We start from the raw sequence: 19215 nt of genomic DNA on the forward strand, positions 1-19215 counted from the left end.
CAAATCAACCACCTATGGATGTCTTGAAGTTGGCTTTCTTGAGCAGTGACTCATACTGCTGCGACATCATGTAGTTCTGGACCTGGGCCATGAAGTCCATGGTTACCACCACGATGATCAGCAGCGAGGTGCCACCGAAGTAGAACGGAACGTTGTACTTCAGGATCAGGAACTCCGGCAGCAAGCACACGAATGTGATGTAAGCCGCGCCAGCCAGTGTCAGACGCACGAGAATCTTGTCGATATAACGTGCAGTCTGCTCACCAGGACGGATTCCCGGAACGAAAGCCCCACTCTTCTTCAAGTTATCTGCTGTCTCACGGCTGTTGAAAACCAGCGCCGTATAGAAGAAGCAGAAAAATACGATCGCGGCGGCATAGAACATCACATAGATGGGCTGACCAGGGGTCAACGCTCCAGCGATATCCTTCAACCAACGCATCGAATCACCAGTGCTGAACCAGCCCACCACCGTTGCCGGCAGCAGAATGATCGACGAAGCAAAGATCGGCGGCACCACACCGGCCATGTTCAGCTTCAAGGGCAGATGAGAGGATTGACCCCCATAAACCTTGTTACCGACCTGACGCCGCGCATAGTTGACCAGGATCTTCCGCTGACCACGTTCGACGAAAACGACGAAATAGGTCACCAGGATCACCACAGCCACGATGAACAGCGCAACCACGATGCTCATCGCACCGGTGCTGACCAGTTCCAGCAAGCCACCGATAGATTTCGGAAGACCCGCTGCGATCCCAGCAAAAATCAGGATCGAAATGCCATTGCCCAAACCGCGCTCAGTGATCTGCTCACCCAACCACATCAGAAACATGGTGCCGGCAGTCAGGCTCACCATCGCGGTCAGGCGGAAGCCAAAACCGGGGGAGATAACCAGACCTGCAGTGCCTTCCAATGCCACAGCAATGCCGAGCGACTGGAAAAGCGCCAGCCCCAAAGTCCCATAACGGGTGTATTGGGTGATCTTGCGACGCCCCGCCTCACCTTCCTTCTTGAGCTGCTCCATGGCAGGAAGGACGTAAGACAGAAGTTGCATGATGATCGACGCCGAGATGTACGGCATGATGCCCAGTGCGAACACCGTGAACCTCGACAGTGCTCCACCGGAGAACATGTTGAAAAGGTTCAGAATCCCACCCTGCTGGCCCTGAAAGAGCTGCTGGAGTTGTGCCGGGTCAATGCCAGGCACAGGGATATGGGCACCAATGCGATACACCACGAGCGCGAGCAACAGAAACACCAGGCGTCGACGCAAGTCGCCGAACTTCCCGGTCTTTGCCATTTGTGCTGCGCTAGTTGCCACGATGGACGTCTTTCAGACCGCTCAGGCGAAGCTGCCGCCGGCAGCTTCGATCACAGCCTTGGCACCAGCGGTGGCGCCAATGCCGTTGAGCTTCACAGCCTTGGTGAGTTCACCGGTCTTGATGACCTTGACCACCTTGGCCAATTCGCCAATCAGGCCAGCGACCTTCAGAGCAGCCACGTCAACTTCGGCTTGGCCCAATGCTTCCAGATCAGACAGAGTGATCTCGGCATTGAACTTCAGCAGATGCGACTTGAAACCGCGCTTCGGCAGGCGACGTTGCAGAGGCATTTGACCGCCTTCGAAACCCACCTTGTGATAGCCGCCAGAACGCGACTTTTGACCTTTGTGACCACGGCCAGCGGTCTTGCCCAGACCGGAGCCAATGCCACGGCCAACGCGACGCTTGGCGTGCTTGGCGCCAGCAGCGGGCTTGATGCTATTGAGTTCCATGTTCTTTCTCTCAGAGCACTTTGACCAGATAGCTGATCTTGTTGATCATGCCGCGCACTTCGGGGCTGTCCTTGAGCTCGCTGACACTGTTCAGCTTGCGCAGGCCCAGACCACGAACGGTCGCGCGGTGCGATTCCTTGGTGCCGATCGGGCTGCGAACCAGCTGGATCTTCACGGTATTTTGGGTCGTCATGAAATGACTCCTTCTTAGGCGAAGATCTCTTCGACAGACTTGCCGCGCTTGGCAGCAATGTCCGACGGAGTGGTCGAGTTCTTCAGCGCGTCAAACGTGGCGCGAACCATGTTGTAAGGGTTCGACGAACCATGGCTCTTGGCCACGATATCGGTGATACCCATCACTTCGAACACAGCGCGCATCGGGCCGCCAGCAATGATGCCGGTACCCTTGGGAGCCGGTGCCATCATCACAACAGCCGCGCCGTGGTGGCCGGTCACGTTGTGGTGGATGGTGCCGTTCTTCAGGGAAACCTTGGTCATGTTGCGACGGGCTTCTTCCATCGCCTTTTGCACGGCAGCAGGCACTTCCTTGGACTTGCCCTTGCCCATGCCAACGCGACCATCGCCATCGCCGACCACGGTCAAGGCAGCGAAACCGAGAATACGGCCGCCCTTGACCACCTTGGTCACGCGATTCACGGCGATCATCTTCTCGCGCATGCCGTCGTCGCGACCTTCGTCTTGAACTTTGGGTTGAAACTTAGCCATTTTTTATTCCCGTTCGCTTAGAACTGCAGGCCTGCTTCACGGGCAGCGTCGGCCAGAGCCTTGACGCGACCGTGGTAAGCGAAACCAGCGCGATCGAATGCAACCTTCTCCACGCCAGCAGCCTTTGCCTTTTCAGCAATGCGCTTGCCGATGAGGGCTGCAGCGGCGGCGTTGCCGCCCTTGCCGGAAGCACCCAGCGAGCTGCGCACTTCGGCTTCGGCAGTCGAAGCGCTGGCCAGCACCTTGGTGCCGCAGCCAGAGATCACTTGAGCATAGATGTGCAGGTTGGTGCGGTTCACGCTCAAACGCGCAACGCCTTGATTGGCAATGCGGATGCGAGTTTGACGTGCACGACGCAGACGCTGCTCTTTTTTGGTCAACATGCTGCAGCTCCTTACTTCTTCTTGGTCTCTTTGATCGTGATCTTTTCGTCCGCATAACGGATGCCCTTGCCCTTGTAAGGCTCGGGGGGACGAACAGCACGGATCTCAGCAGCGATCTGACCCACGCGCTGACGGTCAGCGCCCTTGATCAGAATTTCAGTCGCGGTCGGAGTGGCCACGGTGATGCCTTGCGGCATCTCGATGTTGACGGGGTGCGAGTAGCCCACCGCCAGGTTCAGCTTGGTGCCTTGAGCAGCGGCCTTGTAGCCCACGCCGATCAGAGTCAGCTTCTTCTCAAAACCCTTGCTGACACCCACCACCATGTTGTTGACCAACTGGCGCAGCGTGCCGGACATGGCATTGGCTTCGCGAGAGTCATTCACGGGGGCAAACGTCAGCTTGCCTTCTTCATTAGAGATCTTGACCAGGGCGTTTTGCGCCAGCGACAGGGAACCGCCGGTACCCTTCACGCTGATCTGGTCTTCCTTGATCGACACATCCACACCTTGGGGGATGGCGACCGGTGCTTTGCCTACGCGGGACATTTCAGTTTCTCCTCAATGTCACGGTTTAAGCCACATAGCACAGCACTTCGCCACCGACACCGGTAGCACGTGCTTTGCGATCAGTCATCACGCCCTTGGGAGTGGTGACGATGGCCACGCCGAGGCCATTCATGACTTGGGGGATGGCGTCACGGCCCTTGTAGACACGCAGGCCAGGGCGGCTGACGCGCTCGATGCGCTCAATCACCGGACGACCAGCGTAGTACTTCAGGGAAATTTCAAGTTCGGACTTGCCTTCGTTGGTCTTCACTTGGAAGCCGTCGATATAGCCTTCATCCTTCAGCACTTGGGCGATGGCAACCTTCACTTTGGACGAAGGAACCAACACGGTAGCCTTGGCCACCATTTGTGCGTTGCGGATGCGGGTCAGCAAGTCAGCGATGGGATCACTCATGCTCATGTTTAATCTCTCCTGCCTGCTTACCAGCTGGCCTTGGTGATACCGGGGATATCACCTGCAAAAGCCAGTTCGCGAATCTTTGCACGGCCCAGACCGAATTGACGGAAGGTGCCACGCGGACGGCCCGTGATTTCGCAACGGTTGCGTTGACGGGTGGGGTTGGCGTTGCGCGGGAGCTTTTGCAGACCCAGACGGGCAGCAGCACGCTCTTCGTCGCTACGCTTGGCATCGTTGGCAACAGCCTTCAGTTCAGCGTATTTCTTCGCGAACTTGGCTGCCAGTTTTTCACGCTTGAGCTCGCGCTCGATCAAAGCTACTTTAGCCACACGACACCTCAGTTCTTGAACGGGAAACGGAAGCCGGCGAGCAGTGCCTTGCACTCTTCGTCCGTCTTGGCCGTCGTGGTGATGCTGATATTGAGACCGCGCAGGGCGTCAACCTTGTCGTACTCAATTTCCGGGAAGATGATCTGTTCTTTGACGCCGATGTTGTAGTTACCACGGCCATCAAAAGCGCGACCCGAAATACCACGGAAGTCACGGACGCGGGGCAGAGCCACGGTCACGAAACGGTCCAGGAATTCGTACATGTGCACGCCACGCAGGGTCACCATGCAACCGATGGCCTGGCCTTCGCGGATCTTGAAACCAGCGATAGCCTTCTTGGCCTTGGTCACCACAGGCTTCTGGCCAGCGATCTTGGTCAGGTCAGCCACGGCGTTGTCCATGACCTTCTTGTCCGACACAGCTTCGCTCACGCCCATGTTCAGGGTGATCTTGGTCAGACGCGGCACTTGCATCGGAGAGGTGTAGCCAAACTTGGCCATCAACTCCGGAGCCACTTTTTCACGGTAGTGTTGTTGCAGTCGTGCCATGGTCATGCCACCTTGATTTCTTCGCCGCTGGACTTGAAAACGCGAACGCGCTTGCCGTCAGCCAGGAGCTTGATGCCGACGCGGTCAGCCTTGCCGGTGGCAGCATTGAAAATGGCCACGTTGGACTGGTGGATGGGCATGGATTTCTCCACGATGCCACCGGTCGTACCCTTCAGGGGGTTCGGCTTGGTGTGCTTCTTCACCAGGTTGATGCCTTCCACGATCAGGTGGGAGTCATCCTTGCGCAGCACCACTTGGCCGCGCTTACCCTTGTCGCGCCCTGCGAGCACGATCACTTCATCGCCTTTGCGGATCTTGTTCATGATTCGCGTCCTCAGAGAACTTCAGGAGCCAGGGACACGATCTTCATGAACTTTTCGGTACGCAGTTCACGCGTCACGGGTCCAAAGATGCGGGTGCCGATCGGCTCCAGCTTGGCGTTCAGCAGCACTGCTGCATTGCCATCAAACTTAACGAGCGAGCCATCGCCACGGCGGATGCCCTTGGCGGTGCGAACCACCACTGCGCTGTAAACCTCGCCTTTTTTGACGCGGCCACGCGGAGCGGCTTCCTTGATGCTCACCTTGATGATGTCGCCGACACTGGCGTAGCGACGCTTGGAACCGCCGAGCACCTTGATGCACAGGACGGACTTGGCGCCAGTGTTGTCGGCAACCTCTAACCGAGATTCTGTCTGGATCATTTCAATATTCCCAACTTGTACCAGGGCTCTTGACCATCAAAAGCACCAGTCAGTCTTGGGCCCGTCGTCCGCGCCGCAAACCATTTTGATGCGCTTCCGTTGGGCAAGAAACTTCACTTTTTACAGCGAAGCCTGTGAGTATTGCAAACTATCCAGAAGATGTCAATTGTTTTTGACGGTCAGACAGGCAGGGTGCCGTAGCGTTCAGCCAACGCCAGGAAGGGCGCCGTGGCTTGCGGCATGCCCAACTCCTGCTCCAGGATGCGAGCCACCGCTGGGGCCGCAGCTGCGGCGGCCCGGGCGTCGAGGAACAGCAGGCGATTGCGCCGCGCCAACACATCCTCGATGCTGCGCGCATATTCATAGCGTGCCGCAAACCGAACCATGGCTTCAGTCAGGTTCGGCGCCACGAGGACATCCGCCCCCGGCAGGCTCGCCAGCAGGGCGGCCTCATCGCCGTACAGGTGTGCCCCTGGCGCGTCGCTCAAACGCACGGTGGCCGAGCCAGGCGCCGGCGCACCGATCAAGCGGTGGTGATCCGTGCTGGAGGCCGCCAGCGTGGGCAGCAAGCCAGCCTGCTGGATTTTACCCAGCACATCCACCGCCATCGCTCGGTACGTGGTCCATTTGCCGCCCGTGACGGTGACCAGGCCACTCTTGCTCACGGCCACGGTATGTTCACGGCTGATACCCTTGGTGTTGCCGTCGTCTTCCACCGGCTTGACCAGCGGGCGCAGGCCCACCCAGACGCTGCGCACATCTTCGCGGCGTGGCGCGCGCTGGAGGTAGCGCGCCGATTCGTCCAGGATGAAAGCCACCTCGTCGGCAAACGGCTCCGGCTCGCGCGCCAGATCCTCACGGGGGGTGTCGGTGGTCCCCAGGATCACCTTGCCGAGCCAGGGCACGGCAAACAAGACACGCCCATCGGCCGTCTTGGGCACCAGCAAGGCGTGGTCGCCCTGCAGGAAATCACGATCCACGACCAAGTGAACGCCTTGGCTGGGCGCCACCATGGGCTTGGTGGCACGACCGCTGGCCTGACCATCAAGCTCGCGCAGGGCGTCCACCCAGACCCCGGCAGCATTCACCACGCAGCGGGCGCGGAGCTCGAATGAGCGGCCGCTTTCCTGGTCTTCGCAGCGCAGGCCAGCCAGTCGGCCCGCCTCGTGCACCAGGCCGGTGGCCTTGCAGTAGTTGACCAGCAAGGCGCCCTGCGCGGCCGCCGTGCGCGCCAGCACCAGGGCCAGGCGCGCGTCATCAAATTGGCCATCCCAGTATTTGACCCCTCCCCAGAGGTGCTCCTGGATGATGGTGGGCAGGCACTCACGGGTGCGGGCCTTGCCCAGGAATTCGGTGGCGCCCAGGCCGGCCTTGCCAGCCAGCGCGTCGTACATCATGAGGCCGATGCCATAAAAGGGCGACTCCCACCAGCGGTAGGACGGCATCACAAAGGGCAAGGGCTGCGCCAGATGCGGCGCGTTGTGCAGCAAGGTGGTGCGCTCATGCAACGCCTCACGCACCAGCGACACATTGCCCTGAGCCAGGTAGCGAACACCACCGTGCACCAGCTTGGTCGCCCGCGACGATGTGCCTTGGGCAAAGTCGTGCGACTCGACCAGCACCACGCTCAAGCCCCTCAGCGCGGCATCGAGCGCCACGCCCAAGCCCGTCGCCCCGCCGCCGATGACGGCCAGGTCGTAGGTGCGTGGCTCGGCCAAGCGCTCGATCAGCCGGGCTCGGTCAGTCGTCTGGGGCAGTGCAGTTTCGCTCATGATCTTGGGGCGGGCCGGTGCACCCTGTGCCACCGACACCGCCATTGCTTCAGGGCCTCCCGGGTGCCCTGTTGGATATCAAACCGGCAGAGCTCAAAGCACACCGCCGGAACCTGTTCGCTGCGCGGGTCTCAGCGAACCTTGCCGTCCTTCCAGGCCTGCAGCAGCTTGTCGTAGTTGATGGTTTCGCCCTTGGGCTTTTCGTTGGCCAGCTTGGCCCACGGTGCACCCTTGTCGCTCAGCCACTTGGACGGATCGCTCTTCGGGTTCAGCTTGGGCGCGCAATGGCTCATGCCGGCACGCTCCAGACGCCCCATCACCTGATCCATTTCGTCAGCCAGCGTGTCCATGGCGCCTTGCGGGGTCTTTTCACCCGTCACGGCCTGGGCCACGTTCTTCCACCACAGCTGAGCCAGCTTCGGGTAGTCGGGCACGTTGGTGCCGGTGGGGGTCCAGGCCACGCGGGCGGGGCTGCGGTAGAACTCGATCAGGCCGCCGTACTTGGCAGCGTTCTTGGTGAAATACTCATGACGGATGTCGCTGTCGCGGATGAAGGTCAGCCCCACCACCGACTTCTTGGCCGACACGGTCTTCGAGGTCACGAACTGGGCGTACAACCAGGCAGCGGCCGTCTTGTTGGCGTCATGGCCCTTGAAGAAGGTCCATGAGCCCACGTCCTGGTAGCCGTTCTGCATGCCCTGCTTCCAGTACGGGCCGTTCGGGCCAGGGGCCATGCGCCACTTCGGCGTGCCGTCGGCATTCACCACCGGCAGGCCGGCCTTGGTCATGTCGGCGGTGAAGGCGGTGTACCAGAAGATCTGTTGAGCGATCTGGCCCTGGGCCGGCACCGGGCCGGCTTCACCGAAGGTCATGCCCATGGCTTCCTTGGGCGCGTACTTCTTCATCCAGTCGACGTACTTGGTCAGTGCGTAAACGGCAGCGGGCGAGTTGGTGGCCCCGCCGCGGGAGACCGAGGCGCCCACCGGCGTGCACTTGTCATCCGCCACGCGAATGCCCCACTCGTCCACCGGCATGCCGTTCGGGATGCCCTTGTCGGCGGTACCGGCCATGGACAGCCAGGCATCGGTGAAGCGCCAGCCCAGCGAGGGGTCCTTCTTGCCGTAGTCCATGTGGCCATAGATCGGCTTGCCGTCGATGTTCTTCACGTCGTTGGTGAAGAACTCGGCGATGTCTTCGTAGGCGCTCCAGTTCAGCGGCACGCCCAGGTCATAGCCATACTTGGCCTTGAACTTGTCCTGCAGGTCCTTGCGGGCGAACAGGTCGGCACGGAACCAGTACAGGTTGGCAAACTGCTGGTCGGGCAGTTGGTACAGCTTGCCGTCCGGTGCGGTGGTGAAGCTGGTGCCGATGAAATCCTTCAGATCCAGGTCGGGGTTGGTGTATTCCTTGCCGTCGCCCGACATGTAGTCGGTCAGCGACATGATCTTGCCGTAGCGGTAGTGGGTGCCGATCAGGTCCGAATCGCTGATCCAGCCGTCATAGATCGACTTGCCCGATTGCATCGAGGTCTGCAGCTTCTCGACCACGTCACCTTCCTGGATCAGGTCGTGCTTGACCTTGATGCCGGTGATCTCTTCAAAGGCCTTGGCCAGGGTCTTGGATTCGTACTCGTGGGTGGTGATGGTCTCGGACACCACCGAGATCTCCTTGACGCCCTTGGCCTGCAGCTTTTTGGCCGCATCCATGAACCACTTCATTTCGGCCAGTTGCTTGTCCTTGGACAGCGACGACGGCTGGAACTCGGTGTCGACCCATTTCTTGGCTTCGGCTTCACCAGCCTGGGCATATTGGCCAGCCACCAACGCGGCAGCGATGGCCAGCGCTGTGTAACGCAGTTTCATGAGATGTCTCCTCAAGTACAAATCCCCGGCTTTTTGAAAAGGTGTCCGGCCCCGGGGAAAGGTCGAGCCGAATGCCTGTGATGAATCATGTTGACAACTCAGCCCTTGCGCATGACCAGGGCCAGCACGGCCATGGACAGCACGAAGCTGATCCACACCGAAGGCTCAGCCTCCAGGTGCAGCCAGCCCTGCAGCTTTTCACTCAGGCCGACAAAGGCCAGGTTCACATAGGCGGCCGACAGCAGCCCGATGAACAGACGATCCCCCCGCGTGGTACGCAGCGGCAAAAAGCCCTTGCGCTCCACCGTGGGCGAACGGATTTCCCACACCGTCATGCCGATCAGCATGAGCACGATGCAACTGAAGAACACGGCGACCGGCAAGGTCCAGGCCATCCACTCAAACATGCCAATCTCCTCAGACTCGACCCATCGCGAAACCCTTCGCGATGTAGTGACGAACAAACCAGATCACGATGGCACCCGGCACGATGGTCAGCACACCGGCTGCCGCCAGGGTGGCCCAGTCCATGCCTGAAGCAGACACCGTGCGCGTCATGGTGGCCACGATGGGCTTGGCGTTCACGCTGGTCAGCGTGCGCGCCAGCAGCAGCTCCACCCAGCTGAACATGAAGCAGAAGAAGGCCGCCACCCCCACCCCGGCCTTGATCAGCGGAAGGAAGATGGTCAGGAAGAAGCGTGGAAAGCCATAGCCGTCGATGTAGGCGGTCTCGTCGATCTCGCGCGGGATGCCGCCCATGAAGCCCTCCAGAATCCACACCGCCAGCGGCACGTTGAACAGCAGGTGGGCCAAGGCCACGGCGATGTGCGTGTCCATCAGGCCCACGGTGGTGTAGAGCTGGAAGAAGGGCAGCAGGAACACCGCGGGCGGGGTCATGCGGTTGGTCAGCAACCAGAAGAACACATGCTTGTCACCCAGAAAGCGGTAGCGCGAGAACGCATACGCCGCCGGCAGGGCCACCGCCACCGAGATCACGGTGTTGATGGCCACATAGATCATCGAGTTGATGTAGCCCGAGTACCAGGACGGATCGGTGAAGATCAGCCCATAGTTGGCCCAGGTGAAATGCGCCGGGAAGAACGAGAAGCTCGACAGGATCTCCTCGTTCGTCTTGAAGCTCATGTTGATCATCCAGTAGATGGGCAACAGGGCGAACACGATGTACGCCAGCAGGAACAGCGAGCGCTTGTGAAAGCGGTTCTCATGCATGACCGGTCTCCTCCGGGTTCTGCGTGCCCACGCTTTGCATCCAGTTGTAGAGGATGAAGCAGAGCAACAAGATGATCAGGAAATAAATCAGCGAGAAAGCCGCCGCCGGGCCCAGGTCGAACTGGCCTACCGCCTTCTGCGTCAGGTACTGGCTCAGGAAGGTCGTCGCATTGCCCGGGCCGCCCCCGGTCAGCACAAAGGGCTCGGTGTAGATCATGAAACTGTCCATGAAGCGCAGCAGCACCGCGATCATCAGCACGCCTCGCATCTTCGGCAGCTGGATGTAGCGGAACACCGCCAGCTTGCTGGCCCCATCGATGCGGGCCGCCTGGTAGTAGGCATCCGGGATGCTGCGCAGACCGGCATAGCCCAGCAAGGCCACCAGCGGCGTCCAGTGCCACACATCCATCACCAGCACCGTGATCCAGGCATGCGTCGCATTGCCGGTGTAGCTGTACTCGATGCCCATCTGCTGCAGCGTGTGGCCCAGCAGGCCGATGTCGTCACGGCAGTAGATCTGCCAGATGGTGCCCACCACGTTCCAGGGGATCAGCAGCGACAGGGCCACCACCACCAGCACGGCCGATGATTTCCAGCCCTGGGCCGGCATCGACAGCGCCAGCAGCACGCCCAGAGGCACCTCCACCAGCAGCACCGACAGCGAGAACAGCAGTTGCCGCAGCAGGGCCCCGTGCAGCTCTTCGTCGCGCATCACGGCGGCAAACCATTCGGTGCCCACGAAAACGCGGCGCTCGGGCGAGATGATGTCCTGCACCGAGTAATTCACCACCGTCATCAGCGGCACGATGGCCGAAAACGCCACGCACAAGATGACGGGCAGGATCAGGAACCAGGCCTTCTGGTTCACGGGTTTGTTCACGGCACTCATGACACCAGTTCCTCATTCACGTAAAAGCAGGTGTGCTGCCCCAGCAGTTGCAGCCAGACCTCGTCGCCCGGCGCCAGCTTCAGCCACTCCACCCCCAGGCGGGCCTTGAGCACCGTGCCCTGCACCTCGGCGCTCAGCATCAGGTGGGTGCCCACGTCCTGCACCTGGCGCACCCGTGCCGGCACTGCGCCCGGCGCGCCGGGGCTGGCCAGGTCCAGGTATTCCGGGCGGATGCCCAGCTTCAGCGCGCCATCCGGCAAGGCCTTGCCCACCGGCAGCGGCAGGTGCCGGCCCGCCAGCTCCAACTTGTCGCCAGCCACCTCGGCGGCCAGGAAGTTCATGCCGGGCGAACCGATGAAATGCCCCACAAACGTGTGCTGAGGGCGCTCGAACAAGGCATCTGCCGGGCCCACCTGCACGGCGCGGCCACGGGTCATCACCACCACCTGGTCGGCAAAAGTCAGGGCCTCGACCTGGTCGTGCGTCACGTAGATCAGGGTCAGCTTGAGTTCGTGGTGGATCTGCTTGAGCTTGCGGCGCAGCTGCCATTTCAGGTGCGGATCGATCACCGTCAGCGGCTCATCGAACAGCACGGCCGACACGTCGGGCCGCACCAGGCCGCGGCCGAGCGAGATCTTCTGTTTGGCATCCGCCGCCAGACCCGCAGCGCGCTGGTTGAGCTGGCCGCTCATGTCCAGCATCTCGGCAATCTCACCCACGCGCTTCTTGATCTGTGCCTCGGGCACCTTGCGGTTGCGCAGCGGGAAGGCCAGGTTCTCGGCCACCGTCATGGTGTCGTAGATCACCGGAAACTGAAACACCTGCGCAATATTGCGTTGCTGCGGGCTCAGGCGGGTCACGTCCTGGCCGTCGAACAGCACCTTGCCGTGCGAGGGCTGCAGCAACCCCGACATGATGTTGAGCATGGTGGTCTTGCCACAGCCCGAGGGCCCCAGCAGCGCGTAGGCGCCGCCATCGTCAAAAGTCATCTTGAGAGGCAGCAGCGCGTAATCGCTGTCCTGCTGCGGATTGGCGCGGTAGGCGTGCGCCAGATCGAGTTCGATGCGGGCCATGCTCAGTGTCCTCCTGCGCGTTCTGGGGCCAGGGCCAGCTGGCCGCTGCCGTCAAAGACATAGGCCTGTGCGGGGCTCACGTACAAGGTGATCGGCGCCCCCAGCTCGAAGTAATGCACCCCGGTCAGCTGCGCCACCAGTTCACCCACCAGCGTGTGCACGTGCACATAGGTGTCTGAACCCGAAATTTCGGCCAGCTCCACCGTGCCCGGCAGGCTCACATCCCCCGGGCGGCCGTGCACGCGCAGCGCACTGGCGCGCAAGCCCACCGTCATCTGGGCGGCACCGGCCGATGCCGGCAGGGCCAGGGTCAACTCCGGGCCGCCACGCAGGCGCACGCCGCCCTCGCAGGCGTCGGCCTGCAGCAGGTTCATCGGCGGGTCGCTGAAGGCCCGCGCCACCCGCAGCGAACGCGGGCGGTGGAACACCTCGGCCGTGGGGCCGTACTGCAGCAATTCACCTTCGTCCAGCACGGCGGTGTAGCCCCCCAGCAGCAGGGCCTCGCCAGGCTCGGTGGTGGCATACACCACGGTCGAGTCGCCACTGGCAAACAGCGAGGTCAGCTCTTCGCGCAGCTCCTCGCGCAACTTGTAGTCCAGGTTCACCAGGGGTTCGTCCAGCAGCATCAGCGGGGCCTGCTTGGCCAGGGCGCGGGCCAGGGCCACGCGCTGCTGCTGCCCGCCCGACAACTCGGCCGGCAGGCGCTCCAGGAACATCTCGATGTGCAGCTTGGCCGCCAGCTCGCGCACACGCTGGTCGACATCCGGCGCCTTGCGCAGCAACAGGGGCGACGCGATGTTGCGCGCCACTGTCATCGACGGGTAGTTGATGAACTGCTGGTACACCATGGACACGTCGCGTTCGCGCACCGGCATGCCGGTCACGTCCTTGCCATCCACCAGCACCCGGCCCTGGCTCGGTGTGTCCAGGCCCGCCATGATGCGCATCAGGCTGGTCTTGCCGGCCTGGGTCGCCCCCAGCAGCACCGTCACGGCGCCGCTTCGCAAGGCCAGATTCATGGGGTGGAGCCAAGTCTCCGCCCCCACTTTCTTGCCAATGCCTTCCAATTCAAGCTGCATCACGCAACCTTTCCACTTGTTTGTCTCGGGTCCCGCTACCAGTTGTTGCGCGCTGGCAGGGGCTTCGAATGTTCGCAACTTTTCGATTATTGTTCCTTTTTTTTCGTTTTTGATTCTGGTTTTCCCCTAACGCGTTCCTTTTTTTTCCCTTTAAAGTCGCTGCCTCGAACCCTGGCAGACTGCGCACCGTGAACTTCAACCCCAGACAACTCAAACTCATTGAAGTCGTCCGCGAACGCGGCTCGGCCACGGTGGAAGAACTGGCCGAGCAGTTGTCGGTCACCTTGCAGACCGTGCGGCGCGACGTGCAGAAAGTGGCCGAGAGCGGCGCCCTGCGGCGCTTCCATGGCGGCGTGCGCGTGCCCAGCTCCACCACCGAGAACATCGCCCACCCGCAACGCCAGGGCCTGCATGCCGAGGGCAAGGCCCGCATCGCTCGTGCCGTGGCCCAGCAGGTGCCCGATGACTGCTCGTTGATCCTCAACATCGGCACCACCACCGAGGCCATTGCCGAAGCCCTGCTGCAGCACCAGGGACTGCGCGTGATCACCAACAACCTCAATGTGGCCACCATCCTGTGCCGCAACCCCAGCTTCGAGGTGATCGTGGCCGGGGGTGTGGTGCGCCCGCGCGACCGCGGCATCGTGGGCGAGGCAGCAGTCGACTTCATCCGCCAATTCAAGGTCGATCTGGCCATCATCGGCATCTCCGGCATCGAGTCCGACGGATCATTGCGTGACTACGATTACAGGGAGGTGAAAGTCGCCCAGACCATCATCGAACACGCTCGCGAAGTCTGGCTGGCGGCCGACGCCAGCAAGTTCAACCGCCCCGCCATGGTCGAGGCCGCCACCCTGTCGCAGATCGACCGCCTGTTCACCGACGCCCCGCCCCCGGCGCCCTTCCCCCAGTTGCTGGAAGACGCCGGCGTGCGCCTGGACGTCTGCCTGCCCTGAATGCCCTGCCCGACCGGATCTCCAGGACCCCTGACATGACCTACCTCTTGGCCCTCGACCAGGGCACCTCCAGCTCACGCAGCATTGTTTTTGACGCCCAGGGCCGCGTGGTGGCCCAGGCCCAGCAGGAGCTGCCCCAGATCTACCCGCAGCCCGGCTGGGTGGAACACAACCCGATGTTGATCTGGCAGACCCAGCTCGACACCGCCCGAGCCGTGCTGCAGAAGGCCGGTCTGCAGGCCGGCGACATCCACGCCCTGGGCATCACCAACCAGCGCGAGACCACCGTGGTCTGGAACCGCAAGACCGGCCAGCCCATCCACAACGCCATCGTCTGGCAGGACCGGCGCGCCGAGCCGGCCTGCGCCCTGCTGCGCGAGCAAGGCCATGCGGAGCTGATCCAGCAACGCGCCGGCCTGCTGGTGGACGCCTATTTTTCGGGCACCAAGCTGCAGTGGATCCTGAACCACGTGCCCGGCGCCCGGGCCCAGGCCGAGGCCGGTGAGCTGGCCTTCGGCACCGTGGACAGCTGGCTGATGTGGCAGCTCACCGGCGGCGCGGTGCACGCCACCGATGTCAGCAATGCCTCACGCACCATGCTGTTCAACATCCGCAGCAACCAGTGGGACGACGATCTGCTGGCCCTGCTCGGCATCCCGCGCCAGATGCTGCCCGAAGTGCGCCACTCCAGTGCCGACTTCGGTCAGGTGCGCCCCGAACTGCTGGGCCAGGCCATCCGCATCAGCGGCGTGGCCGGCGACCAGCAAAGCGCCCTGTTCGGTCAGGCCTGCTTCAGCGCCGGCATGGCCAAGAACACCTATGGCACGGGCTGCTTCATGCTCATGCACACGGGCGAGCGTTTCCAGACCTCGCAAAACGGCCTGCTGACCACCAGTGCGGCCCAGGCCAGCCCGAGGGCCGAGTTCGCCATCGAAGGCAGCGTGTTCGTGGGCGGCGCCGTGGTGCAGTGGCTGCGCGACGGGCTCAACGCCATCCAGTCCAGCAGCGAGGTGCAGCAACTGGCCCAGAGCGTGCCCGATGCCGGCGGCGTGATGATGGTGCCGGCCTTCACCGGCCTGGGCGCCCCTTACTGGAACCCCGAGGCCCGCGGCACCATCACCGGCATCACCCGCGGCACCACCCTGGCCCACATTGCCCGGGCGGCCCTGGAGAGCATCGCCTTCCAGAGCACCGCCCTGCTCGAAGCCATGAGCCTGGATGCCGTGGCCGCCGGCGGCAGCCCCGTCACCGAGCTGCGCGTGGACGGCGGCGCCTGCGTCAACGACCTGCTGATGCAGATGCAGGCCGATCTGCTGGGCATCCCCGTGGTGCGGCCCGCCGTGATCGAAACCACCGCCCTGGGTGCGGCCTACCTGGCCGGCCTGGGCTCGGGCCTGTACGCCGGGCTGGACGAGCTCAGCCAGCAGTGGCGTGCCGAGCGCACTTTTGTGCCCCAACTGGCGCGCGACCAGGCCCGCGAACGCATCGCCCATTGGGAGCGTGCAGTGCGCCAGGCTACTGCCACCTGAAAAACGCTACAGCCCCACTTCCGAGGGCCGTGCGTTTGAAAAAACGCCTAGACTTCGGCCCGTGAAATTTCCAAGCAACACCCTCCTTCCAGGCGCGCGGGTTCTGTCGCGCCGCCAGTGGCTGAAGTGGGGGGCCGCGCCCCTGCTGGCCAGCGCCCTGCCCGGCTGCACCCCGCTGGGCCTGCGCCCCGGCAACGCGGGCCTGCGCCCCCGGTTGCGCCTGCTGGGCGAAGAGCGCCTGCCCTACCACCCCAAGTACCAAGACACCACGGTGGGCGGCCTGTCCGGCCTCGACCACGACCCGGTCAGCGGCCGCTGGTTTGCCCTGAGCGACGACCGCTCCGACCGCAACCCGGCGCGTTTCTACACCCTGGCCATGAAGGTGTCTGAAGCCGGCATCACCGGCCTGTCCGTGCAGAACGTGACCCTGCTGCGCGACGCCCAGGGCCGGCCCTACCCCAACCGCAAACAGGCGGACGCCAGCCGGCCCGACATCCCCGATCCCGAGTCGATCCGCTTCCGGCCCGAGACCGGCACCCTGCTCTGGACCAGCGAGGGCGATGTGAACCGTGGCCTGCCCCCCGCACTGCGTGAAATGTCGCTGGACGGGCGCCTGCTGCGCGAGTTCACCCTGCCCGACGTTCTGAAGCTGGGGGCTGACGACGCCCACGGCCCACACAACAACCTCACGTTTGAAGGCCTGGCCCTGAGCCCCAGCGGTCGCCACGCCTGGGTCTCGATGGAGGCGCCACTGGCCCAGGACGGCCCGCTGCCCACCGCCGGCCAGCGCGGCGGACCCTGCCGCCTGACGCGCTTTGACCTGAGCACCGGCCAGGCCGACCGACAGATCGCCTACCAGCCCGACGCCGTGCCCCGCAGCCCCTTGCCCCCGGGCGCGCCGGCCGACAACGGCATCAGCGAGATCCTGATGGCCGACGAGCACCACCTGCTGCTGCTTGAGCGGGCCTACATGACCGGCGTGGGGGTGTCGCTGGCGCTCTACCGCATCGACACCCGCCAGGCCCCCGACACCCTGCACCAGCCCACCCTGGCCGCGGGTACCCCGGTGGCGCCCAAGACCTTGGTGGCCGACTTTGCCAGTCTGGGGATCAGCCGCCTGGACAACAGCGAATGCCTGTGCTGGGGGCCCACCCTGAGCAACGGGCGGCGCAGCCTGGTGGTGCTGAGCGACGACAATTTCAGCCCGATCCAGATCACTCAATTTCTAGCCTTCGAATACCAGGACGAATCCCAATGACCTCCCAAATCGCATTCATCGGTGGCGGCAACATGGCCAGCGCCATCATCGGCGGCCTGCTCAAACAGGGGCGCCAGCCCTCCGACATCCTGGTGGTCGAGCCCTTTGCCGAAGCGCGCGAGCGCCTGGCCCGTGATCTCGGCATCCAGGCCTTGGAGGCGGCCGATGCCCGCCTGGCCAGCGCCGCCCTGGTGGTCTGGGCCGTCAAGCCGCAGACCTTCCGCGAGGCCGCCACGGCGGTGCAGGCCCACACCCTGCAGGCCCTGCACCTGAGCGTGGCCGCCGGCATCCGCAGTGACAGCATTGCCCAATGGACCGGCACCGAGCGCGTGGTGCGTTGCATGCCCAACACGCCCGCCTTGGTGGGCAAGGGCATGACCGGGTTGTTCGCCCGCGCCGCCGTCACCGCAGCCGACCGCAGCCTGGTCGAGCAGGTGATCCAGACCACCGGCGACTCGCTGTGGGTGAGCGAAGAAAGCCACCTCGACGCCGTCACCGCCCTCTCGGGCTCGGGGCCGGCCTATGTGTTCTATTTCATCGAGGCCATGGCCGCCGCCGGTGCCCAGATGGGGCTGACCGAGGCCCAGGCCCTGAAGCTGTCGATCGGCACCTTCGTGGGCGCGGCCGAGCTGGCCCGGGCCTCCACCGAGCCGCCCGAGGTGCTGCGCCAGCGTGTCACCTCCAAGGGCGGCACCACCTATGCCGCCTTGTGCTCCCTGGAAGAAAGCCAGGTCAAGGCCCATTTCATGCAAGCCATGGAAAAGGCCCGCGCCCGCGCCCAGGAGCTGGGTGACGAATTCGGCGCCGCCTGAAACCGGGCAGCAGGCCAACTTCAGCGAAAATACGCCCGTCAAGGCGCCAGCAGCCATCCGGCACGGTGCCGTGGCGGCCAAACCTCAACCAACCAAGACACAACATGAAAAAACTGCTTACTGCGATTCTCTCGGCCGCCCTGGTGGTCATGCCCCTGGCCCTGACCAGCACCGAAGCCGCCGCCAAGACGCCGCACAGCGTCAAGGCCTCGGGCAAACACGCCAAGAAGGCCGGCAAACACGGCAAAAAGGCCAAGGGCAAACATGCCAAGCACGGCAAGAGCGCACACAAGGCCAAGGCCCACACGTTCTGAGCACCGCCCACGCGCGCCTCAGTGATCAGGCCCGCCGCGTGCGGGCCTTTTCATTCAGGCCCGAATTCTGGCCCGACCTCAGGCCAGCCAGCTGGCCAGCAGCAAGCTGGCGAACAAGGTGGCACCCAGCCAGTGGTTGGCTCGGAAGGCCTTGAAGCAGCCGTCCCGGCTGCGGTTGCGGATCAGGCCCACATGCCAGCCGACCTGGGCCAGGGCCAGCAGCAGCCCCCCACCCAGGAAGACGGCCGGCACGCGCTCCCGCAGCACCAACCCCCAGATCAGCAGGCTCAGCCCATAAAAGGCGGTGACGGCGGCCACATCCCAGCGGCCCAGGGTGATGGCCGAGGTCTTCATGCCGATCTTCAGGTCATCGTCGCGGTCCACCATGGCGTATTCGGTGTCATAGGCCAACACCCACAGCAGATTGCTCAGCACCAGCCAGCCCACCAGCGGCGACAGGGGTACGCCCTGCGCCGTGAAGGCCATCGGAATGCCAAAGCTGAAGGCCACGCCCAGCACGGCCTGCGGCATGGATACCAGGCGCTTGGCAAACGGGTAGAACAGGGTCACCGCCAAGGCGCCAAAGGACCACAGAATGGTCGGCCCGTTGGTGGTCAGCACCAGGCCAAAGGCCAGCAAGGCCAGCACGCCCCCGACCGCCAGGGCCTCGCGCACCGAGACGGCGCCTGAGGTGACCGGCCGGTTGGCCGTGCGCTTCACATGGCGGTCAAAGCCGCGGTCGGCCACATCGTTCACGCAGCAACCGGCACTGCGCATCAGGATGGTGCCCAGCGTGAACACCAGCAGCAGATGCCAGCCCGGGAAGCCGCCCTTGGCCACCCACAGTGCACTCAGCGTGGGCCACAACAGCAGCAGCCAGCCGGCAGGCCGGTCCCAGCGGATCAGGCTGAGGTAAAGCGCCAGACGGCTCGGAGACGGTGTGGCAGAGGAAGGGCTGGAGGAGGCGGTCATCGCAGGCGGGCTCGGTCAAAGAAGGGCGGTAGCAATTTTC

23 protein-coding genes and 1 pseudogene are annotated in these 19215 nt (G+C 63.4%); 5 read left to right on the forward strand and 19 right to left on the reverse strand.

Annotation, left to right across the window (positions count from 1 at the left end; genetic code table 11):
* Positions 1–4: 4 nt before the first annotated feature.
* The 18 genes from secY to L880_RS0115520 form a co-directional block, all read right to left on the reverse strand.
* Positions 5–1324, reverse strand: a complete 1320-nt coding sequence (secY, locus tag L880_RS0115435; protein WP_027476449.1) for a preprotein translocase subunit SecY — start codon at positions 1322–1324, stop codon at positions 5–7.
* A 21-nt stretch (positions 1325–1345) separates the two neighbouring features.
* Complete coding sequence (gene rplO / locus L880_RS0115440; RefSeq protein ID WP_019576348.1) at positions 1346–1777, reverse strand: 50S ribosomal protein L15; 432 nt, start codon at positions 1775–1777, stop codon at positions 1346–1348.
* Positions 1778–1787: 10 nt separating this feature from the next.
* Complete coding sequence (gene rpmD / locus L880_RS0115445) at positions 1788–1970, reverse strand: 50S ribosomal protein L30 (protein ID WP_027476450.1); 183 nt, start codon at positions 1968–1970, stop codon at positions 1788–1790.
* Positions 1971–1984: 14 nt separating this feature from the next.
* Positions 1985–2503, reverse strand: coding sequence for a 30S ribosomal protein S5 (rpsE, locus tag L880_RS0115450; RefSeq protein ID WP_019576350.1), 519 nt, complete (start codon positions 2501–2503; stop codon positions 1985–1987).
* Between the two features lie 17 nt (positions 2504–2520).
* Positions 2521–2886, reverse strand: coding sequence for a 50S ribosomal protein L18 (rplR, locus tag L880_RS0115455; protein WP_019576351.1), 366 nt, complete (start codon positions 2884–2886; stop codon positions 2521–2523).
* 11 nt (positions 2887–2897) lie between these two features.
* A complete protein-coding gene (gene rplF, locus L880_RS0115460; RefSeq protein ID WP_019576352.1) occupies positions 2898–3431 on the reverse strand; it encodes a 50S ribosomal protein L6 in 534 nt (177 codons plus the stop codon).
* Positions 3432–3456: 25 nt separating this feature from the next.
* Positions 3457–3852 carry a 30S ribosomal protein S8 gene (rpsH, locus tag L880_RS0115465; protein ID WP_019576353.1) on the reverse strand — a complete coding sequence of 132 codons (396 nt, stop codon included), beginning with the start codon at positions 3850–3852 and terminating at the stop codon, positions 3457–3459.
* 20 nt (positions 3853–3872) lie between these two features.
* Complete coding sequence (gene rpsN / locus L880_RS0115470; protein ID WP_027476452.1) at positions 3873–4178, reverse strand: 30S ribosomal protein S14; 306 nt, start codon at positions 4176–4178, stop codon at positions 3873–3875.
* Positions 4179–4186: 8 nt separating this feature from the next.
* On the reverse strand, positions 4187–4726 hold the full coding sequence (rplE, locus tag L880_RS0115475; RefSeq protein ID WP_027476453.1) for a 50S ribosomal protein L5: 540 nt from the start codon (positions 4724–4726) through the stop codon (positions 4187–4189).
* Between the two features lie 2 nt (positions 4727–4728).
* Positions 4729–5049 (reverse strand): 50S ribosomal protein L24, encoded by a 321-nt coding sequence (rplX, locus tag L880_RS0115480; RefSeq protein ID WP_019576356.1) that lies wholly within the window; start codon positions 5047–5049, stop codon positions 4729–4731.
* Positions 5050–5060: 11 nt separating this feature from the next.
* A complete protein-coding gene (gene rplN / locus L880_RS0115485) occupies positions 5061–5429 on the reverse strand; it encodes a 50S ribosomal protein L14 (protein WP_007861702.1) in 369 nt (122 codons plus the stop codon).
* Positions 5430–5608: 179 nt separating this feature from the next.
* A complete protein-coding gene (locus L880_RS0115490; protein ID WP_027476454.1) occupies positions 5609–7201 on the reverse strand; it encodes a glycerol-3-phosphate dehydrogenase/oxidase in 1593 nt (530 codons plus the stop codon).
* Between the two features lie 131 nt (positions 7202–7332).
* Positions 7333–9063 carry an ABC transporter substrate-binding protein gene (locus L880_RS0115495; protein WP_027476455.1) on the reverse strand — a complete coding sequence of 577 codons (1731 nt, stop codon included), beginning with the start codon at positions 9061–9063 and terminating at the stop codon, positions 7333–7335.
* 98 nt (positions 9064–9161) lie between these two features.
* Positions 9162–9470, reverse strand: coding sequence for a DUF2160 domain-containing protein (locus L880_RS0115500; protein ID WP_027476456.1), 309 nt, complete (start codon positions 9468–9470; stop codon positions 9162–9164).
* Positions 9471–9480: 10 nt separating this feature from the next.
* Entirely contained in the window at positions 9481–10293 is an 813-nt protein-coding gene (locus L880_RS0115505) for a carbohydrate ABC transporter permease (protein WP_027476457.1), read from the reverse strand.
* On the reverse strand, positions 10286–11182 hold the full coding sequence (locus L880_RS0115510) for a carbohydrate ABC transporter permease (protein WP_027476458.1): 897 nt from the start codon (positions 11180–11182) through the stop codon (positions 10286–10288). The genes L880_RS0115505 and L880_RS0115510 overlap by 8 nt, the downstream gene beginning before the upstream one ends.
* Positions 11179–12255, reverse strand: a complete 1077-nt coding sequence (locus L880_RS0115515) for an ABC transporter ATP-binding protein (RefSeq protein ID WP_027476459.1) — start codon at positions 12253–12255, stop codon at positions 11179–11181. Before L880_RS0115515 ends, L880_RS0115510 begins: the two co-directional genes overlap by 4 nt.
* A 2-nt stretch (positions 12256–12257) precedes the next feature.
* Positions 12258–13334: an ABC transporter ATP-binding protein gene (locus L880_RS0115520; RefSeq protein ID WP_027476460.1), complete on the reverse strand. Its 1077-nt coding sequence runs from the start codon at positions 13332–13334 to the stop codon at positions 12258–12260.
* Between the two features lie 149 nt (positions 13335–13483).
* Here L880_RS0115520 and L880_RS0115525 point away from each other — a divergent pair.
* From L880_RS0115525 to L880_RS35670, 5 genes and pseudogenes are all read left to right on the forward strand, one after another.
* Positions 13484–14290: pseudogene (locus L880_RS0115525) on the forward strand (DeoR/GlpR family DNA-binding transcription regulator); the annotation flags it as partial.
* A gap of 35 nt (positions 14291–14325) precedes the next feature.
* On the forward strand, positions 14326–15819 hold the full coding sequence (gene glpK / locus L880_RS0115530) for a glycerol kinase GlpK (RefSeq protein ID WP_027476462.1): 1494 nt from the start codon (positions 14326–14328) through the stop codon (positions 15817–15819).
* A gap of 61 nt (positions 15820–15880) precedes the next feature.
* Positions 15881–17077 carry an esterase-like activity of phytase family protein gene (locus L880_RS0115535; protein WP_027476463.1) on the forward strand — a complete coding sequence of 399 codons (1197 nt, stop codon included), beginning with the start codon at positions 15881–15883 and terminating at the stop codon, positions 17075–17077.
* Entirely contained in the window at positions 17074–17889 is an 816-nt protein-coding gene (proC, locus tag L880_RS0115540; protein WP_027476464.1) for a pyrroline-5-carboxylate reductase, read from the forward strand. The genes L880_RS0115535 and proC overlap by 4 nt, the downstream gene beginning before the upstream one ends.
* Positions 17890–17993: 104 nt before the next feature.
* On the forward strand, positions 17994–18203 hold the full coding sequence (locus L880_RS35670) for a hypothetical protein (RefSeq protein ID WP_157462903.1): 210 nt from the start codon (positions 17994–17996) through the stop codon (positions 18201–18203).
* A gap of 78 nt (positions 18204–18281) precedes the next feature.
* On the opposite strand, the gene ubiA is transcribed toward L880_RS35670, so the two are convergent.
* The gene (ubiA, locus tag L880_RS0115550) at positions 18282–19175 is read right to left on the reverse strand and encodes a 4-hydroxybenzoate octaprenyltransferase (RefSeq protein WP_027476465.1); all 894 of its coding nucleotides are present in this window, start codon (positions 19173–19175) and stop codon (positions 18282–18284) included.
* Positions 19176–19215 lie beyond the last annotated feature (40 nt).

Origin of the sequence: Curvibacter gracilis ATCC BAA-807, assembly GCF_000518645.1 — a bacterium.
Taxonomy (GTDB): Bacteria; Pseudomonadota; Gammaproteobacteria; order Burkholderiales; family Burkholderiaceae_C; genus Curvibacter; species Curvibacter gracilis.

Excerpts from the sequence above, each read along its gene's own strand:
- rplO (WP_019576348.1), bottom strand. The coding sequence starts at position 1,777 with ATGGAACTCAATAGCATCAAGCCCGCTGCTGGCGCCAAGCACGCCAAG.
- rpmD (WP_027476450.1), bottom strand. The coding sequence starts at position 1,970 with ATGACGACCCAAAATACCGTGAAGATCCAGCTGGTTCGCAGCCCGATC.
- rpsE (WP_019576350.1), bottom strand. The coding sequence starts at position 2,503 with ATGGCTAAGTTTCAACCCAAAGTTCAAGACGAAGGTCGCGACGACGGC.
- rplR (WP_019576351.1), bottom strand. The coding sequence starts at position 2,886 with ATGTTGACCAAAAAAGAGCAGCGTCTGCGTCGTGCACGTCAAACTCGC.
- rplF (WP_019576352.1), bottom strand. The coding sequence starts at position 3,431 with ATGTCCCGCGTAGGCAAAGCACCGGTCGCCATCCCCCAAGGTGTGGAT.
- rpsH (WP_019576353.1), bottom strand. The coding sequence starts at position 3,852 with ATGAGCATGAGTGATCCCATCGCTGACTTGCTGACCCGCATCCGCAAC.
- rplE (WP_027476453.1), bottom strand. The coding sequence starts at position 4,726 with ATGGCACGACTGCAACAACACTACCGTGAAAAAGTGGCTCCGGAGTTG.
- rplX (WP_019576356.1), bottom strand. The coding sequence starts at position 5,049 with ATGAACAAGATCCGCAAAGGCGATGAAGTGATCGTGCTCGCAGGGCGC.
- rplN (WP_007861702.1), bottom strand. The coding sequence starts at position 5,429 with ATGATCCAGACAGAATCTCGGTTAGAGGTTGCCGACAACACTGGCGCC.
- L880_RS0115490 (WP_027476454.1), bottom strand. The coding sequence starts at position 7,201 with ATGAGCGAAACTGCACTGCCCCAGACGACTGACCGAGCCCGGCTGATC.
- L880_RS0115495 (WP_027476455.1), bottom strand. The coding sequence starts at position 9,063 with ATGAAACTGCGTTACACAGCGCTGGCCATCGCTGCCGCGTTGGTGGCT.
- L880_RS0115500 (WP_027476456.1), bottom strand. The coding sequence starts at position 9,470 with ATGTTTGAGTGGATGGCCTGGACCTTGCCGGTCGCCGTGTTCTTCAGT.
- L880_RS0115505 (WP_027476457.1), bottom strand. The coding sequence starts at position 10,293 with ATGCATGAGAACCGCTTTCACAAGCGCTCGCTGTTCCTGCTGGCGTAC.
- L880_RS0115510 (WP_027476458.1), bottom strand. The coding sequence starts at position 11,182 with ATGAGTGCCGTGAACAAACCCGTGAACCAGAAGGCCTGGTTCCTGATC.
- L880_RS0115515 (WP_027476459.1), bottom strand. The coding sequence starts at position 12,255 with ATGGCCCGCATCGAACTCGATCTGGCGCACGCCTACCGCGCCAATCCG.
- L880_RS0115520 (WP_027476460.1), bottom strand. The coding sequence starts at position 13,334 with ATGCAGCTTGAATTGGAAGGCATTGGCAAGAAAGTGGGGGCGGAGACT.
- glpK (WP_027476462.1), top strand. The coding sequence starts at position 14,326 with ATGACCTACCTCTTGGCCCTCGACCAGGGCACCTCCAGCTCACGCAGC.
- proC (WP_027476464.1), top strand. The coding sequence starts at position 17,074 with ATGACCTCCCAAATCGCATTCATCGGTGGCGGCAACATGGCCAGCGCC.
- L880_RS35670 (WP_157462903.1), top strand. The coding sequence starts at position 17,994 with ATGAAAAAACTGCTTACTGCGATTCTCTCGGCCGCCCTGGTGGTCATG.
- ubiA (WP_027476465.1), bottom strand. The coding sequence starts at position 19,175 with ATGACCGCCTCCTCCAGCCCTTCCTCTGCCACACCGTCTCCGAGCCGT.